Raw genomic sequence first — 15,138 nt, forward strand, 5'->3', positions numbered from 1 at the left:
TCCTGCGTATCGCAACGAGGAACTGAAAATGTTTGCAATCGTTGGAGCCGCCGGAAACGTCGGCTATTCAACATCATTGGCATTGCGCGAGGCGGGCGTGCCGGTCAGAGCGATCCTGCGCGACAAGGCAAAGGCGGCGCGGCTACGTGAGATCGGGTGCGAGATCGTTCTGGCCGACGTGCAGGATTCTGGGGCTCTCGCCAAGTCGATCGCCGACGTGGATGCGGTACAAATCATCCTCCCGGTGCCACTGCAGGCGAAGGACCCGGGCGGAGAAATGCAGCGGGCGATCGGAAGCATCGCCGTGGCGTTGGAGCGGGCGCGTCCAAGGCGGGTATTGGCAATTTCCGACTATGGCGCTCACGTCGCCAACGACATCGGGATGCCTACCATGTTCCGCACATTCGAAGAGCGACTTGGCCGACTGAATGCCCACAAGATGTTCCTGCGATCGGCGGAGCATATGCAAAATTGGGAGCGGGTAATCCCCGTGGCCATCGCATCCGGTAACTTGCCGAGTTTTCATGACCCGGTCGACATGGTGTTCCCCACGATTTCGGCTCCAGACCTCGGCCAGATTGCCGCCAACCTGTTATTGCGACCCGACATCGGGAGAGAGCTGGAAGTTATCCATGCCGAGGGACCATGCCGGTATAGCGCCAGCGATGTGGCGACGGCGCTAAGCCAGCTGTCGGGCCGGGCCGTTCGCGCACATGCCGTACCTCGTCCGCAATGGAAAGAGACCTTTGAGCGGAGCATGCCCGCGAGCCTCGCTGGACTCCTGATCAAGTTCTACGATGCCTGTAACAAGGGCAGCCTGGTCGACATCGAGCCAAACAATGGCGAGGTTCGCTATGGCACCACCGAACTGATCGACGCGCTGCGGCCACTCCCTCCGCCGCAATGAGGTCGAACCACGGCTGTTACAGCCTGCGAGCCGCAAGAACGGTCATCGTCGTCTTGGGAGCAAATTACCGCTTTGGGTCGTTCCGGCCGTCCAAGGGGCGCCGCCAAGATGGACATTCAAAAGACGACCTGGATGCCCGGGGCGCGCCCGGGCACGACTTAAAAGAGGCTTTTCGAACGAAAGATCCCCTCAGGCCTTCCCGCCCTCAGCCGTTGCTGCCTTCCGCTTCCACGCGGGCGGCCTTGGGCCCGCCGCGGGAGACGCCGACCATGGCCGGGCGCAGGACGCGGTCGCCGATGACGTAGCCGGACTGGACCACCTGGACCACGGTGCCGGCCGGAATGCTCTCGTCGGGCACTTCGAACATGGCCTGGTGGAGGTTCGGATCGAACTTCTCGCCCTTCGGCTCCAGCTTGCGGATGCCGTGCTTCTCCAGCGCCTTGTGAAGGCCGCGCTCGGTCAGCTCCAGGCCGTCCAGCAGCGATTTGAAGGCGCCGTCGGCCTTCTCCTTCGCCTCGTCCTCGACGGTGCTGAGCGCGCGGGAGAGATCATCTGCCACGTTCAGGACGTCGCGAGCGAAGGAGGCGATGCCATAGGTCTTGGCATCGCTGACTTCCTTCTCGGCGCGGCGGCGGATGTTCTCCGCCTCCGCGAACGCCCGCAGGAATTTGTCCTTGAAGCCGGCGATCTCGCCTTCCAGGCGCTCGCGCTCCGCCTTGAAGCCGTCCGCGGCGCCAAGTTCCTGCATTTCGGCCCCTTCCGGGTCCATCCCCGGATTGATGCCATGGGTCTCGGGCGCGCCACCCTTGTCGTTCATGCGCTCTACCTCGTCTTTCCCGATGCGTGCGGCCCCGCCGGCACAGATCACAATTTCGCAACCGCATATCGGAGGGGTGGCGGCAAAAATCAAGCCGCGTCGGCGCCGGGCGCCCCAAGGACGCGGCTCACCACCCGGGCGGTGAAGTCCACCATGGGCACGATCCGGCCATAATTGAGGCGCGTGGGCCCGATCACCCCGAGCACCCCCACGACCCGCCCCTGCCCGTCCCGATAGGGCGCGACGATGGTGGAGGAGCCGGAGAGCGAGAACAGCTTGTTCTCCGAGCCGATGAAGATGCGCATGCTCTGCGCATCCTCGGCAAGGCCCAGGAGATCCACCAGTTCGCGCTTGGATTCCAGATCGTCGAACAGGAGGCGGATGCGCTCCAGATCCTCGAGCGCCTTCAGGTCTTCCAGCAGTTTTGCCTGCCCGCGCACGATGAGGCGGCGCTCTGAGGCTTCCCCGCCCGACCAGGAGGCGAGCCCCGCCTCCACAACCCGCGCGGTGAGCGCATCGAGCTCATGCCGCAGCTCGGAGAGCAGCGTCTGCATCTCGGACCGCGCCTCGCCGAGCGTGCGGCCGCGAATATGGGCGTTCAGAAAATTTGTCGCCTCCACCAAGGCGGAGGATGGCAGCCCGGCGGGCAGCGGCAGCACCCGGTTCTCCACCTGCCCGTCCTCGGAAACGAGGATCACCAGGGCGCGGGCGGGGTCGAGGAGCACGAATTCCACATGCTTCAGGCGCGGATCGGTCTTGATGGCGGTGACGACGCCCGCACCCCGCGACAGGCCGGAGAGCAGAGCCGACGCCTCCTGGAGCACCCCATCGATGGTGTAGCCCTTGGCGGCAGCGGCCACCTGCGCCTCGATGGAGGAGCGGTCGCGCTCGCTCACATCGCCGATCTCCAGCAGCGCATCCACGAAGAAGCGCAGGCCCTGGTCAGTGGGCAGCCGGCCGGCACTGGTATGCGGCGCATAGATGAGCCCCGCCGCCTCAAGGTCCGCCATGACGTTGCGCACCGATGCGGGCGACAGCGACATGGGAATGAGCCGGGAGATGTTGCGCGAGCCCACCGGCTCGCCGGTGGCAAGGTAGCTCTCCACGATCTGCCGGAAGATCTCGCGCGAGCGCTCGTCGATCTGAACGAGGGAGGCGGCATAAGGCGGGATGATGGGATGGAGCGGCACGAGGGTCATTCCGGCTTGGACGGGCGGGATGGTGCAGGCGGCGACATCACCTGGCGAAATCGGTCTTCTTCCATCGGCGGACGGGTGCGCCACCGGCTTTCCTGATCGCGCGCCTCACGACGCATATAAATAAGCAGGCCGACCCCGCAGAGAAAGACGGCCAGCACCACGCCATGGAACGTCACCCCGCCCCAAAACCATTCCGGGGCTTCTTGCCGGGAATACCATTGGTAATGGCGCTTCGAGCCGGACCACACGCTCCCATCCACCGCCGCCCACCAGAGCTGGCAGGCGCTGAACCCCACGAACGGGAGCAGGCATAGGAAGGCGACAATCTGCTTGGTTCGGTCCGACATCTCCCCGCCACAAATCACGAAGACTTCGTGACGACACCTTACCACGCCCCTTGCCCCTGCGCTTCCCCGCTCCTAAAACCACCGCCAGCTTCATGATGGATTGGACAAGACGAATGCGCCCGAGCCGACGCGCCAGCGATGAAATGCGTGCCGTTTCCTTCGAACGGGGCGTGCTGCGCCATGCCGAGGGCTCGTGCCTCGTCAAGTTCGGCGATACCCACGTCCTCGTGGCCGCCACCCTGGAGGAGCGCCTGCCGCCGTGGCTGAAGGGCCAGGGCCGGGGCTGGGTGACGGCGGAATATTCCATGCTGCCGCGCGCCACCCTGGAGCGCACCCGCCGCGAGGCGACGCAGGGGAAGCAGTCCGGCCGCACTCAGGAGATCCAGCGCCTCATCGGCCGCTCGCTCCGCTCGGTCACCGACCTCGTCGGCCTCGGCGAGCGCCAGATAACGCTCGATTGCGACGTGATCCAGGCGGATGGCGGCACCCGCACCGCCGCCATCACCGGCGCCTGGATCGCGCTGCGCGACTGCCTCGCCTGGATGCATGCGCGCTCCATGCTGAAGACCATTCCGCTGCGCGACCACGTGGCCGCCATCTCCTGCGGCATCTATGAGGGCAAGCCCGTGCTCGACCTCGATTATGCCGAGGACAGCCAGGCCGAGACCGACGCCAATTTCGTCATGACCGGCACCGGCGGCATCGTGGAGATCCAGGGCACGGCGGAGAAGACGCCCTTCACCCAGGACGAGCTCCTGAACCTCCTCACCCTCGCGCGCGGCGGCATCGACAAGCTGGTCGACCTGCAGAAGCTGGCCGTCGCCTGATGGAGCATCGCCGCCTTTCGGGCCGCCTCGTCGTCGCCACCCACAATCCCGGCAAGCTGAACGAGATGAGGACGCTCCTCGCCCCCTATGGGGTCGAGGCGGTGTCCGCGGGCGAGTTCGGCCTGCCGGAACCGGAAGAGACCGGCGATACGTTCGCCGCCAACGCCCGGATCAAGGCGCAGGCGGCGGCGCAGGCGGCGCAGCTTCCGGCGTTCGCGGACGATAGCGGCCTGTGCGTGGATGTCCTCGGCGGCCAGCCGGGCATATATTCGGCGCGCTGGGGCGGGCCGGAGAAGGATTTCGAGATGGCCATGGAGAATGTCCAGGCCCTGCTCATCACCGTTGATGCCCTCACCGCCGAGAAGCGCAAGGCGCGCTTCGTCGCCGCGCTGTGCCTCGCGTGGCCGGACGGGCACGTGGAGGAATTCGAGGGCAGCGTCACCGGCACCCTCATCTGGCCGCCGCGCGGCACCAAGGGCTTCGGCTACGACCCCATGTTCGTGCCCGAGGGCTACACCCGCACCTTCGCCGAGATGAGCGCGGAGGAGAAGCATTCCATGCCGCCTCTGGGCCTCGGCCTCTCCCACCGCGCCCGCGCCTTCCGCCTGCTGGCGCAGGCGTGCCTGGACGAGTGACGGAATTGGGCCCTTCCCCCGCTCCTTCTTCTCCCTCCCCCCTTGCGGGGGAGGGCTGGGGAGGGGGGTATGGCACCGCCGGGACCACGACCGCCAGCATAAGCGGGGAGATACCCCCCTCCCTGCCCTCCCCCGCAAGGGGGGAGGGTTCTACCGCCGCGGGAGAGGGAGCCGCGCCGCTCCCAGCCCAATCCGAAGGCGGCTTCGGCGTCTATGTGCATTGGCCCTTCTGCCTCGCCAAATGCCCCTATTGCGACTTCAACAGCCATGTGCGGCATAGCCCCCCGGATCAGGCGCGCTTCGTCGCCGCCTTCCGGCGCGAGATCGCCCACATGCGCGCATTCGGCGGGCCGGCGCGGGCGGAGACGGTGTTCTTCGGCGGCGGCACGCCTTCCCTGATGGCGCCGGAGACGGTCGCCGCCATCCTGGACGCCATCAACGAAGCCTGGCCCATCGCGCCGGACGCCGAGATCACGCTGGAGGCCAACCCCACCAGCGTGGAGGCCGAGCGCTTCCGGGGCTATCGCGCTGCGGGGGTGAACCGGGTGTCCCTGGGCGTCCAGGCACTGAACGATACCGAGCTGAAAGCCCTCGGCCGCATGCATTCGGTGGACGAGGCGCTCGCTGCCGTGGCGGTGGCGCGGGGTGCCTTCGAGCGCGTCTCCTTCGACCTCATCTATGCCCGGCCGAACCAGAAGCCGGAGGACTGGGCGCGGGAGCTGAAGCGCGCCATCGCGGAAGGCTGCGAGCACCTCTCCCTCTACCAGCTCACCATCGAGCCGGGCACGGCGTTCGAGCGGCTCTATTCCGCCGGCAAGCTCATCATCCCCGACGACGACCATGCCCGCGCCTTGTGGGACGTGACGCAGGAGATCACGGCGGCGTCTGGTTTGCCGGCTTATGAAATCTCCAACCATGCCCGTCCGGGCGCGGAAGCGCGGCACAATCTGGTCTATTGGCGCTACGGCACCTATGCCGGCATCGGCCCCGGCGCCCATGGCCGCCTGAAGGCCGGCGACATCAGGCACGCCACCTTCACCGAGCGCCAGCCGGAGCGCTGGCTGGAGAAGGTGGAAGCGGACGGCCACGGCATCGTCTCGGACGAGACGCTGGAGGCCGAGGAACAGGCCGACGAGATGCTGCTGATGGGCCTGCGGCTCGCGGAGGGTATCGATCTTGCGCGCCATGCGCGGTTCGCCGGGCGGGAAATCGCGGCCGAGCGCATTACGGCGCTGGAGGACGAGGGGCTGGTGGTCCGCACCGGCAACCGGCTGCGAGTGCTGCCGGCGGGGTTCCCGGTGCTCAATGCGGTGATCCGGGCGTTGGCGGGGTAGGCATAGACCGCCGACCAAACTTCAAGTGTCATGGTCGGGCTTGACCCGGCCATCTCCCTCAGGACCGACGCACCAAGGATGGCCGGAGATCCCCGGGTCAAGCCCGGGGATGACGGGACATGGAGTGAGAAATCCCCTTGAGGCATGCTGCAGCCTCACTCCCTCTCCCGCTTGCGGGGGAGGGGGCCGGAGCCTCAACACAAAGGCCGGTTCCCGCCCATTTCTCACCCTTTCCCCCTCCCTAACCCTCCCCCGCAAGCGGGAGAGGGAATGCCGCGGTGCAGGGACGGCGCCCGGAAGATTACCGCTCCGCCCGCACCAGCACGTCCATCAACTCGTCCACCTTCTTCTTCTGCTCCTCTGCGTCGCCCGAGCGGATGGCGTGGGTAACGCAATGGGCCACGTGGTCCCGCAGCACTTCTTCCTCCGCCTTACGCAGTGCCGCGCGCACGGCCGAGATCTGCGTGACGATGTCGATGCAGTAGCGGTCCTCCTCCACCATGCGCGCAATGCCGCGCACCTGGCCCTCGATGCGGTTGAGCCGTTTGGCGACGGAGGCTTTGGCGGTGGGTCCCATGGGCTTGCCATATACCCCCTCAGGGTATAAATAGCAACATCATATACCCCCCTGGGGTGTCCCATGCGCGTCTGTTATGATGGAGCGCAAAGCGAAGGCGGCCCTTTCGGGCTGGATGGGCACATGACCGCGCACGACCATTCCGCTTCCGGCAAGGACCACGCCTCCTGCTGCTCCGGCTCCGCGCCTCCCGAGACGGCGACGGAGGCGGCCTCGTGCTGTTCCAGCGCACCGCGGCCCCCTCTCCCCGAGGGGGAGAGGGTTGGGGTGAGGAGGGCCGCTCTCTCCAGTCCTGAAGCGCCGGAGCCCCCTCACCCAGCTGCTGCGCAGCCGACCTCTCCCCCTCGGGGAGAGGGGAAAGAACCGGCCGCGTGCTGCAGTGGCCACCACGGCCATGCGGAGAAAAACCAAGATCACGGCGCGCATGACCATCACGGCCATGCCCATCATGGCCACGCGCATGCCGCCCCCGCTGCCCATCTGGCGAAGGACCCGGTCTGCGGCATGGATGTGGACCCCCACGCCACCAAGCACCGCGCAAGCCATAACGGCCAGCCCTTCTATTTCTGCTCCGCCGGCTGCAAGACGAAGTTCGAGGGCGACCCGGAGCGCTACCTTGCGGGCAAGGCCGCGCCCGCCGCCCCGGTGCCGGAAGGCACCGTCTTCACCTGCCCCATGCATCCCGAGATCCGGCAGATCGGCCCCGGCTCCTGCCCCATCTGCGGCATGGCGCTGGAGCCCGAGACCGTGAGCCTGGACGACGGGCCGAATGTCGAACTGATCGACATGAGCCGCCGCTTCTGGATCGGCCTCGCTTTCACTTTGCCCGTCTTCCTTCTGGAGATGGGGCAGCATGTGCTCGGCCTGCACCTGATCCCGCAGCAGATGTCGAACTATGTGCAGCTCGTGCTCGCCACCCCTGTGGTGCTGTGGGCCGGCTGGCCGTTCTTCGAACGCGGCGCCGCCTCGGTGCGCACCGGCAACCTCAACATGTTCACGCTGATCGCCCTCGGCACCGGCGTCGCCTTCCTCTACAGCCTCGCCGGCACCTTCGCCCCCGGTCTCTTCCCGCCCGCTCTGCGCGGACATGACGGGGCGGTGCCGGTCTATTTCGAGGCGGCGGCGGTCATCACCGTGCTGGTTCTCCTGGGGCAGGTGCTGGAATTGCGCGCACGCGCCCGCACCTCCGGCGCCATCAAGGCGCTGCTCGGCCTCGCCCCCACCACCGCGCGCCGCATCGCGGACGGGCGGGAGGAGGATGTGCCGCTGGACGAGGTGACGGTCGGCGACCTGCTGCGCGTGCGCCCCGGCGAGAAGGTGCCGGTGGACGGCATCATCACGGAAGGCCGCTGCGCCGTGGATGAAAGCCTCGTCACGGGCGAATCCATGCCCATCACCAAGGAAGCGGGTGACCCGGTGGTGGCCGGCAGCCTCGCCTCGGGCGGCGGCTTCGTGATGCGCGCGGAGAAGGTGGGCCGCGACACGCTGCTCGCCCGCATCGTGCAGATGGTGGCGCAGGCCCAGCGCTCCCGCGCGCCCATCCAGCGCCTCGCGGACAAGGTCTCGGCCTGGTTCGTGCCCGCCGTCATCGCCATCGCCGTGATCGCGTTCGGAGCCTGGATGTGGCTCGGCCCGGAGCCGCGCTTCTCCTATGCGCTGCTCGCCGCCGTCTCCGTGCTCATCATCGCCTGCCCCTGCGCCCTGGGGCTCGCCACGCCCATGTCCATCATGGTGGGGGTGGGGCGCGGCGCGCAGGCCGGCATCCTGGTGCGGGACGCGCAGGCGCTGGAAACCATGGAGAAGGTGAGCGTCCTGCTGGTGGACAAGACCGGCACCCTTACCGAAGGCAAGCCGCGCGTGACCGAAGTGCGCGCTCTCTCGGGTGATGCGGACGGTCTCGTCCGCCTCGCCGCCAGCCTGGAGGCCGCCAGCGAGCATCCCCTCGCCGCCGCCATCGTTGCGGAAGCGGGCGCGCGCAAGCTGGCGCTGGCGCAGGTGCAGGATTTCGCCAGCCCCACCGGCAAGGGCGTCACCGGCCGGGTGGAGGGGCGCACTGTCGCCATCGGCCAGGCCGCCCTCATGGCCGAGGCGGGGATCGCACTGGAGCGCCTGTCGGGGGAAGCGGACGAATTGCGTCGCACCGGCGCCACCGTGGTGTTCGTGGCGGTGGATGGCGCGCTGGCCGGCCTCATCGCCATCGCCGACCCCATCAAGGTGACCACCCCCGCCGCCCTCGCGGCGCTGAAGGCGGACGGCGTGCGCGTCATCATGCTCACTGGCGACAACCGCGCCACCGCTCAGGCCGTCGCCGGCCGACTCGGCCTTAGCGAAGTGGAGGCCGAGGTGCTGCCCGAGCACAAGGCCGCCCATGTGGCGCGCCTGAAGGCCGAGGGCCATGTGGTCGCCATGGCGGGGGACGGGGTGAACGACGCCCCGGCGCTCGCCGCCGCCGATGTGGGCATCGCCATGGGCACGGGCACGGATGTCGCCATGGAAAGCGCCGGCCTCACCTTGCTGAAGGGCGACCTCGCCGGCATCGCCCAGGCCCGCTCGCTGTCGCGCGCCACCATGGGCAATATCCGCCGCAACCTCCTGTTCGCCTTCGGCTACAACGCCGCCGGCGTGCCGCTGGCGGCGGGCATCCTCTTCCCGGCCTTCGGCCTCCTGCTCTCGCCCATGGTGGCGGCAGCCGCCATGTCGCTCTCCTCCGTGAGCGTCATCGCCAACGCCCTGCTGCTGCGCCGCTGGCACCCCTGACTTGAACCCCGCCCCCGCGCGGCCCATGCTTAGGCGTTGCCGCAGGACGGGGACCGCCCCCTCTCCCGCTTGCGGGGGAGGGTTGGGGAGGGGGCACGTGCTGCAGGAGACCCCAAGGGCCTCTCATGTTCGGCCATTTCCCCCTCCCTAGCCCTCCCCCGCAAGCGGGAGAGGGAACACCGCCACGGGCCCATCCCGGGCGCGCCGCAGGACTGGCGCTTGCACGCGCCTTCCAGGTCGTGGGGCGGGGCGCGCTCGACCTTGTCCTGCCGCCCACATGCATCTCCTGCGGCGCCATCGTGCGCGATGCCGGCGGGCTGTGCGGCGGGTGCTGGGGCCGCCTCGTCTTCGTGGAGCGGCCGTTCTGCGACCGGCTCGGCTCCCCCTTCGCCTATCCGCCCCCGCAGCGCGATGAGGGGCCGGCAATATCCGCCGAAGCGCTCAACGATCCGCCCGCCTTCGACCGGGCCCGGGCCGCCGTGGTGTTCGGCGACGTCTCCCGCGACCTCGTCCACCGGCTGAAATATGGCGACCGGCTGGACCTCGCCGCCGCCATGGCGCGGCTGATGGTGCGCGCGGGGGCCGATCTCCTGAGCGAGGCCGATCTCATCGTCCCCGTGCCCCTACATGCATTCCGGTTATGGCGGCGCAGATTCAATCAAGCTGCACTGCTCAGCCGGTGCATCTCCCGGTCCAGCGGCGTTATCCACCGCTCAGATCTGCTGCGCCGGGTGCGCGCCACGCCATCCCAGGTGGCGTTGAGCCGCGCCGAGCGGCGCGCGAATGTTTCCGGAGCTTTCAAGGTAACCCATTACGCCAACGCCGTTTTGCAGGATCGCCGGATTCTGCTCGTGGACGACGTGCTCACCACAGGTGCAACCCTGGATGCGTGTGCGCGGGTTCTGCGCAGAGCAGGTGCGAAGGGCGTGGACACGCTCACGTTCGCACGGGTTGTCGAAAGCATGTGATGCGACATATTATGCAACAGTTCGGTGACGGCGTTTCGCCCCGTCCCGCCGAGGCTTGTATGAAATCCATCACGATCTACACCAAGAGTTGGTGCTCTTATTGCCATGCCGCGAAGGAGCTGCTGCGGCGCAAGGGCTGGACCTTCACCGAGATTGACGTCACCACCGACCCCGCTGGTCAGGAGGAGATGTCGCGCCGCGCCGGCGGCCGCACCACCGTGCCCCAGATCTTCTTCGATGACGCCCATATCGGCGGATGCGACGACCTCTTCGCCCTTGAGGGCTCGGGTCGGCTGGACGCCCTCGTGGCCGCCTGACCTTTCGGCGCGGCGTCCTAAAGCCGGCTTGCCACCCGGCGCCGTTCCATGAGATGGGCTAGGATCGCCCTCTTTCTCGTGAGCGAGACCAGATGAGCACGACCACCGACATGCTGCGCATCGCCCTCGTGCAGATGCGTACCGGCCGCGATGTCGCCGCCAACATCGCTTCCGCCACCGCCCTCATCCGCGAGGCGGCGCAGGGTGGCGCGCGCTATGTGCAGACGCCCGAGACCACGAACCTCATGGAGCTGGACCGCTCCGTCCTGTTCCAGCGCCTCCATGAGGAGGAGACCGACCCGGCCCTCGCCGCGTTCCGCGCGCTGGCGCAGGAATTGTCCATCCACCTGCATATCGGCTCGCTGGCGCTGAAGATCTCCGAGCACCGGGCGGTGAATCGCGGCTTCCTCATCACCCCCGAGGGTGAGATCTCCGCGCGCTACGACAAGATCCACATGTTCGACGTGGATCTTCCCAACGGCGAGACCTACCGGGAATCCACCTCCTACCGGCCCGGCGAGCGGGCCGTGGTGGGGGACGTGGACGGCATCAATCTCGGCCTCACCATCTGCTACGATCTGCGCTTCCCCGCGCTCTACCGGGGGCTGGCCGAGGCCGGCGCGCACGTGCTCACCGTGCCCGCCGCCTTCACGCGCCCCACGGGCGAGGCCCACTGGCACATCCTGCTGCGCGCCCGCGCCATCGAGAACGGCGCCTACGTGCTCGCCGCCGCCCAGGGCGGCCGTCATGAAAACGGCCGCGAGACCTATGGCCACTCGCTGGTGGTGGATCCCTGGGGCCGCATCATCGCCGAGGGCGGCACCGATCCCGGCGTGATCCTGGCCGAGATCGACATGAAAGAGGTGGCGACGGTGCGCGAGCGCATCCCCTCGCTCCGGCACGGCCGGCGCTTCGAGGTGTCCGAGGCCGGGCATGCGGGGCACCTCCACCTCGTCGGAGCCTCGTCTTGATCCGCTACACCCTCCAATGCGTCCAGGGGCACCAGTTCGAAAGCTGGTTCCCCTCCTCGGAAAGCTACGAGAAGCAGCGCACCCTCGCCTTCATCTCCTGCCCGGACTGCGGCTCCACCACCGTGGACAAGGCCATCATGGCTCCCTCCGTCGCCCGCACCGATCGGGGCAAGGCGCGCTCCGCGCCGGAGCCCGAGGCCCCCGCCGCGCCTTCGGCCCCGGCACCCGTCGCCATGATGACGGAAGGCGAGCAGCAGTTCCGCCGCATGCTGCGCGAGCTGAAGGACCACGTGACCCGCACCGCCGACTATGTGGGCGACGAGTTCGCCGACCTTGCCCGCAAGATGCACGAGGGCGAGGTGGAGCATCGCTCCATCTATGGCGAGGCGACCCCCGAAGAGGTGAAGGCGCTGCGCGAGGACGAGGTGGAGGTCTATCCCCTGCCGGTCCTGCCCGAGGACCGGAACTGAGCGCTGCCCCTCCCCGGTCGGGCGGGTGAATAAAAATTAACCCCCATTCATATTGCCACTACAGGTATACCCGGCTAAAATAATCACCTTACCCTTAGGTAAGGATTTGTAAGACAGGAGATTTTTCATGCGGTTCGTTCATATTTTCCTTGTGGCAGCAGCTCTTTCAGCGGCACCCGGCTCTTTTGCCATGGCCCAGTCGGACGACGCGGCACGGCACGGCGGCGGCGGCCACGGGGGCGGCGGCAACCACGGCGCGCCTCTGCCGGTGGCCGGCGCGGGCCTGCCCATCCTCGCGGGCGTGGGTCTCTATTATCTGATCCGCAAGCGGCTTCGTGGCTGACACGGCCCACGCCTCAGGTTCAATCGCGCGCGGCGCTCTTGCCCGGCATGAGGTGATGATCGGGCTGACCGCGGTCGGCCTGATCAACGGCTTTGCCTCGCGCGCCATCACGTCCGTAATGGACATGGGGTGGCACGCGGCGGTGTTCGCGACCTTCGATGTCAGCGCCATCGTCTGGATCAGCTGCGTCCTTCTGCTGAACCTGATGTGGTCGGCCCCGCGCGAGCCGCTGCTCCCGCTTGACGGCGTGGCGGCGGGGGTGTGCCTGCTGGCGTTCCTGCTGCCGCTCGGCCAGACGAGCTGGCTCGCTTTGACGCTGCTCAGCGCCTATCTCGGCATAACCTCCGCCCCGCGCTCGACGCTGCGGCGGGCGGCGCTTCTGCTGTTCGCCATCGGCCTGCCGATGATGTGGGCGCGGCTGCTCATCTCTTTCTTCAGCGGCCCTCTATTGAATGCGGATGCCGCCATGGTGGCGGCGCTCGTCGGCACGCAGGCCGTTGAGAATACGGTGCCGTTTCCCGACGGGTCGGGATCATTGTGGATCGCCCCTGCCTGCTCCTCGGCGATCAATCTCGCGCTGGCCCTGCTCTGTGGCACCACCTTCGTGGTGGGCTACGGGCTCGACTGGTCCTGGCGGATGGCCGGATGGACCCTCCTCGCCTGCCTGTCGGTCGTCGCCGTCAATATTGCGCGCCTGGCGGCCCTGGCCCTCTATCCCAGCTATTACGAGGCCCTTCACGGGCCTGAGGGCGGAGCGGCGTTCAGCCTGCTGATCCTCGCCGTGATGGTCGGCATCTTCGCATATGCGGCCAGACGTGAACGCACGCCTGCTCTTTAGCCTGCTCCTGGCAGCAGTCCTCATCGGGGGCGTGATGCTGAAGGTCCTCGCCGCCCCGAGGGTGGACGTCGATGCGACGCCCTTGATGACGTCCGCCATGCGCGCCTTTCTGGAACAGCAGGGGCTGAGCGTGCTGGGCGTGCACCAGAATCTCGACCTGACATTGGTGGACGCGGAAAAGCGGCCGTCCTGCCGGATCACCCTAGCCAATATGGCGCCGCAGGGCTGGCACGGCGGAGTGGTGCGCCGCATGGCCGATGATGGCGCCCAGCTCTTCTTCGTTTTTGACGGCGCGATCTTTCCGGAGCAGCCGGCGATGCGGGCGCGCCTCCAGCTCTATCTGAGCCTCATCCTGAGGCACCTCGGCTTTTCCGCTCCCGTCCATCCTTTGCTCGGCGTGATTGCCGACAAGGACTGCCACGCCGCAACCTATCCCTGGGCAAACCTGACGCGCATCGCGGTGGCGGCAGAGGGCGCACAGAGGTAGCGGCCGGTCAGAGTTTCGAGCGGGGCGACGCTGCGGGGCTGGCCACGATGAAATAATTCACGTCCATGTCGGCCGCGAGGCGCCATTCGCCCGCGAAGGGGTCGTAGACCATCCCCAGGCGCTCCGTGACATCGAGGCCGGCTACGGCGAGCACCGCCTCGAATTCCTCCGGCGTCACGAACTTGTCCCAATGGTGCGTGCCGCGCGGCAGCCAGCGCAGCACGTACTCCGCGCCCACGATGGCAAGGGCGAAGCTCTTGGCCGTGCGGTTGAGCGTCGAGCCCACGAACAGGCCGCCGGGGGCCACCATGCGCGCCGCCTGCCGGACGAACAGCGCGACGTCGGCCACGTGCTCCACCACTTCCAGCGCCAGCACCACGTCGAAGCTCTCGCCGGCCGCCGCCAGTTCCTCGGCCGTGGCCGCGCGATAGTCGATAGAAAGGCCGGAGCCCTCCGCATGCAGCCGGGCGATGTCCACATTGCCGGGCGCGGGGTCGATGCCGGTCACCTCGGCGCCCATGCGCGCCAAGGGTTCCGAGAGCAGCCCGCCGCCGCAGCCGATATCGAGGATGCGCAGGCCCTTCAGCGGGCGCATGGCGCGCGGGTCATGGCCGAAGCGGCGCACCAGCACGTCGCGCAGGAAGGCGAGGCGCACCGGATTGATGGCGTGAAGCGGCGCCATCTTGCCCTTGGTGTCCCACCATTCCTCGCCCAGCGCCTCGAAGCGGGCGACCTCTTCGGGGTCGATGGTGGTCTTCACCTCGGTCATGGGGGGCTCCTTCTGCGGGATGGTTACGCCGGGAGGGCGGCGGCGGCAAGGCGCCCGCCCCATCGACGGGCCTTCGCCGCTTGGGTAGGTTCACCCCGACCATGCCCGAGCCCCTCCCCTTCCGCATCATCCCGTTCGCGCCCGAGCATCTGCCGGCGCTCGCCGATCTCTGGGTCGCGAGCTGGAACCGCACCATGCCGGACATCGATTTCGAGGCGCGCCGGCCCTGGTTCCTGGGGCATGTGGAGGCGCTGCGGGAAGGCGGGGCGGAATTCCATGTAGCGGAGGCGCCGGACGGGTCGCTGGCCGGCTTCGTCGCCATCGCTCCCGCCACCGGCTATCTCGACCAACTGGCGGTCGCCCCCGCTTTCTGGGGCAAGGGCGCGGCGGAGGCGCTGATGGACGCTGCGAAAGCCCGCGCCCCGGCCGGCATCGCGCTGGACGTGAACCAGGACAATGTGCGCGCCGTCGCCTTCTATCGCCGCCTCGGCTTCGAGATCGCGTTTTCCGGCACCAACCCCACCTCCGGCCGCGCCATCTGGCGCATGGAGTGGCGGGCGGGGGGTTAGGGCCGT

The 15,138-nt window shown here is 68.0% G+C and carries 18 protein-coding genes; 13 read left to right on the top strand and 5 right to left on the bottom strand.

Translation table 11 applies throughout. The features are described 5' to 3' along the window. Positions 1–28: 28 nt before the first annotated feature. Positions 29–907, top strand: a complete 879-nt coding sequence (locus tag ABLE91_RS08220) for an NmrA family NAD(P)-binding protein (protein ID WP_348930240.1) — start codon at positions 29–31, stop codon at positions 905–907. 205 nt (positions 908–1,112) lie between these two features. On the opposite strand, the gene grpE is transcribed toward ABLE91_RS08220, so the two are convergent. The 3 genes from grpE to ABLE91_RS08235 all read right to left on the bottom strand — a co-directional run bounded on the left by grpE (position 1,113) and on the right by ABLE91_RS08235 (position 3,270). Next, positions 1,113–1,724: a nucleotide exchange factor GrpE gene (gene grpE / locus ABLE91_RS08225; RefSeq protein ID WP_510181917.1), complete on the bottom strand. Its 612-nt coding sequence runs from the start codon at positions 1,722–1,724 to the stop codon at positions 1,113–1,115. An 89-nt stretch (positions 1,725–1,813) separates the two neighbouring features. Continuing rightward, positions 1,814–2,923 (bottom strand): heat-inducible transcriptional repressor HrcA, encoded by a 1,110-nt coding sequence (gene hrcA, locus ABLE91_RS08230; RefSeq protein WP_348930242.1) that lies wholly within the window; start codon positions 2,921–2,923, stop codon positions 1,814–1,816. Further along, positions 2,920–3,270 (bottom strand): hypothetical protein, encoded by a 351-nt coding sequence (locus ABLE91_RS08235; RefSeq protein WP_348930244.1) that lies wholly within the window; start codon positions 3,268–3,270, stop codon positions 2,920–2,922. The genes hrcA and ABLE91_RS08235 overlap by 4 nt, the downstream gene beginning before the upstream one ends. A 113-nt stretch (positions 3,271–3,383) precedes the next feature. Here ABLE91_RS08235 and rph point away from each other — a divergent pair, with 113 nt between their 5' ends. From rph to hemW, 3 genes are all read left to right on the top strand, one after another. After that, a complete protein-coding gene (rph, locus tag ABLE91_RS08240) occupies positions 3,384–4,097 on the top strand; it encodes a ribonuclease PH (protein WP_348930246.1) in 714 nt (237 codons plus the stop codon). Continuing rightward, complete coding sequence (gene rdgB, locus ABLE91_RS08245; protein WP_348930248.1) at positions 4,097–4,732, top strand: RdgB/HAM1 family non-canonical purine NTP pyrophosphatase; 636 nt, start codon at positions 4,097–4,099, stop codon at positions 4,730–4,732. The genes rph and rdgB overlap by 1 nt, the downstream gene beginning before the upstream one ends. Before the next feature lie 215 nt (positions 4,733–4,947). Beyond that, positions 4,948–6,066: a radical SAM family heme chaperone HemW gene (gene hemW, locus ABLE91_RS08250; protein WP_348930249.1), complete on the top strand. Its 1,119-nt coding sequence runs from the start codon at positions 4,948–4,950 to the stop codon at positions 6,064–6,066. 301 nt (positions 6,067–6,367) lie between these two features. On the opposite strand, the gene ABLE91_RS08255 is transcribed toward hemW, so the two are convergent. Then, the gene (locus ABLE91_RS08255; protein WP_348930251.1) at positions 6,368–6,643 is read right to left on the bottom strand and encodes a metal-sensitive transcriptional regulator; all 276 of its coding nucleotides are present in this window, start codon (positions 6,641–6,643) and stop codon (positions 6,368–6,370) included. A 123-nt stretch (positions 6,644–6,766) separates the two neighbouring features. Between ABLE91_RS08255 and ABLE91_RS08260 the strand changes: the two genes are divergently transcribed. From ABLE91_RS08260 to ABLE91_RS08295, 8 genes are all read left to right on the top strand, one after another. Further along, positions 6,767–9,400: a heavy metal translocating P-type ATPase gene (locus tag ABLE91_RS08260; protein WP_510181918.1), complete on the top strand. Its 2,634-nt coding sequence runs from the start codon at positions 6,767–6,769 to the stop codon at positions 9,398–9,400. A gap of 239 nt (positions 9,401–9,639) precedes the next feature. After that, positions 9,640–10,368, top strand: coding sequence for a ComF family protein (locus ABLE91_RS08265; protein WP_348930253.1), 729 nt, complete (start codon positions 9,640–9,642; stop codon positions 10,366–10,368). A gap of 59 nt (positions 10,369–10,427) precedes the next feature. Further along, the gene (grxC, locus tag ABLE91_RS08270; protein ID WP_348930255.1) at positions 10,428–10,685 is read left to right on the top strand and encodes a glutaredoxin 3; all 258 of its coding nucleotides are present in this window, start codon (positions 10,428–10,430) and stop codon (positions 10,683–10,685) included. Positions 10,686–10,777: 92 nt separating this feature from the next. After that, entirely contained in the window at positions 10,778–11,656 is an 879-nt protein-coding gene (locus ABLE91_RS08275) for a carbon-nitrogen hydrolase family protein (RefSeq protein ID WP_348930257.1), read from the top strand. Beyond that, the gene (locus tag ABLE91_RS08280; RefSeq protein ID WP_348930258.1) at positions 11,653–12,126 is read left to right on the top strand and encodes a DUF1178 family protein; all 474 of its coding nucleotides are present in this window, start codon (positions 11,653–11,655) and stop codon (positions 12,124–12,126) included. Before ABLE91_RS08275 ends, ABLE91_RS08280 begins: the two co-directional genes overlap by 4 nt. A gap of 127 nt (positions 12,127–12,253) precedes the next feature. Continuing rightward, positions 12,254–12,469, top strand: a complete 216-nt coding sequence (locus ABLE91_RS08285; protein ID WP_348930260.1) for a hypothetical protein — start codon at positions 12,254–12,256, stop codon at positions 12,467–12,469. Continuing rightward, the gene (locus ABLE91_RS08290; RefSeq protein WP_348930262.1) at positions 12,462–13,307 is read left to right on the top strand and encodes a hypothetical protein; all 846 of its coding nucleotides are present in this window, start codon (positions 12,462–12,464) and stop codon (positions 13,305–13,307) included. The genes ABLE91_RS08285 and ABLE91_RS08290 overlap by 8 nt, the downstream gene beginning before the upstream one ends. After that, complete coding sequence (locus ABLE91_RS08295; RefSeq protein WP_348930264.1) at positions 13,285–13,794, top strand: hypothetical protein; 510 nt, start codon at positions 13,285–13,287, stop codon at positions 13,792–13,794. The genes ABLE91_RS08290 and ABLE91_RS08295 overlap by 23 nt, the downstream gene beginning before the upstream one ends. 7 nt (positions 13,795–13,801) lie before the next feature. Here ABLE91_RS08295 and ubiG read toward each other — a convergent pair whose 3' ends face one another. Next, positions 13,802–14,563 (bottom strand): bifunctional 2-polyprenyl-6-hydroxyphenol methylase/3-demethylubiquinol 3-O-methyltransferase UbiG, encoded by a 762-nt coding sequence (ubiG, locus tag ABLE91_RS08300; protein ID WP_348930265.1) that lies wholly within the window; start codon positions 14,561–14,563, stop codon positions 13,802–13,804. 101 nt (positions 14,564–14,664) lie between these two features. Here ubiG and ABLE91_RS08305 point away from each other — a divergent pair, with 101 nt between their 5' ends. After that, positions 14,665–15,132 (top strand): GNAT family N-acetyltransferase, encoded by a 468-nt coding sequence (locus ABLE91_RS08305; protein ID WP_348930267.1) that lies wholly within the window; start codon positions 14,665–14,667, stop codon positions 15,130–15,132. The last annotated feature ends 6 nt before the right edge of the window (positions 15,133–15,138 follow it).

It is taken from the genome of Aquabacter albus (genome assembly GCF_040049275.1).
Lineage (GTDB): Bacteria > Pseudomonadota > Alphaproteobacteria > Rhizobiales > Xanthobacteraceae > Aquabacter.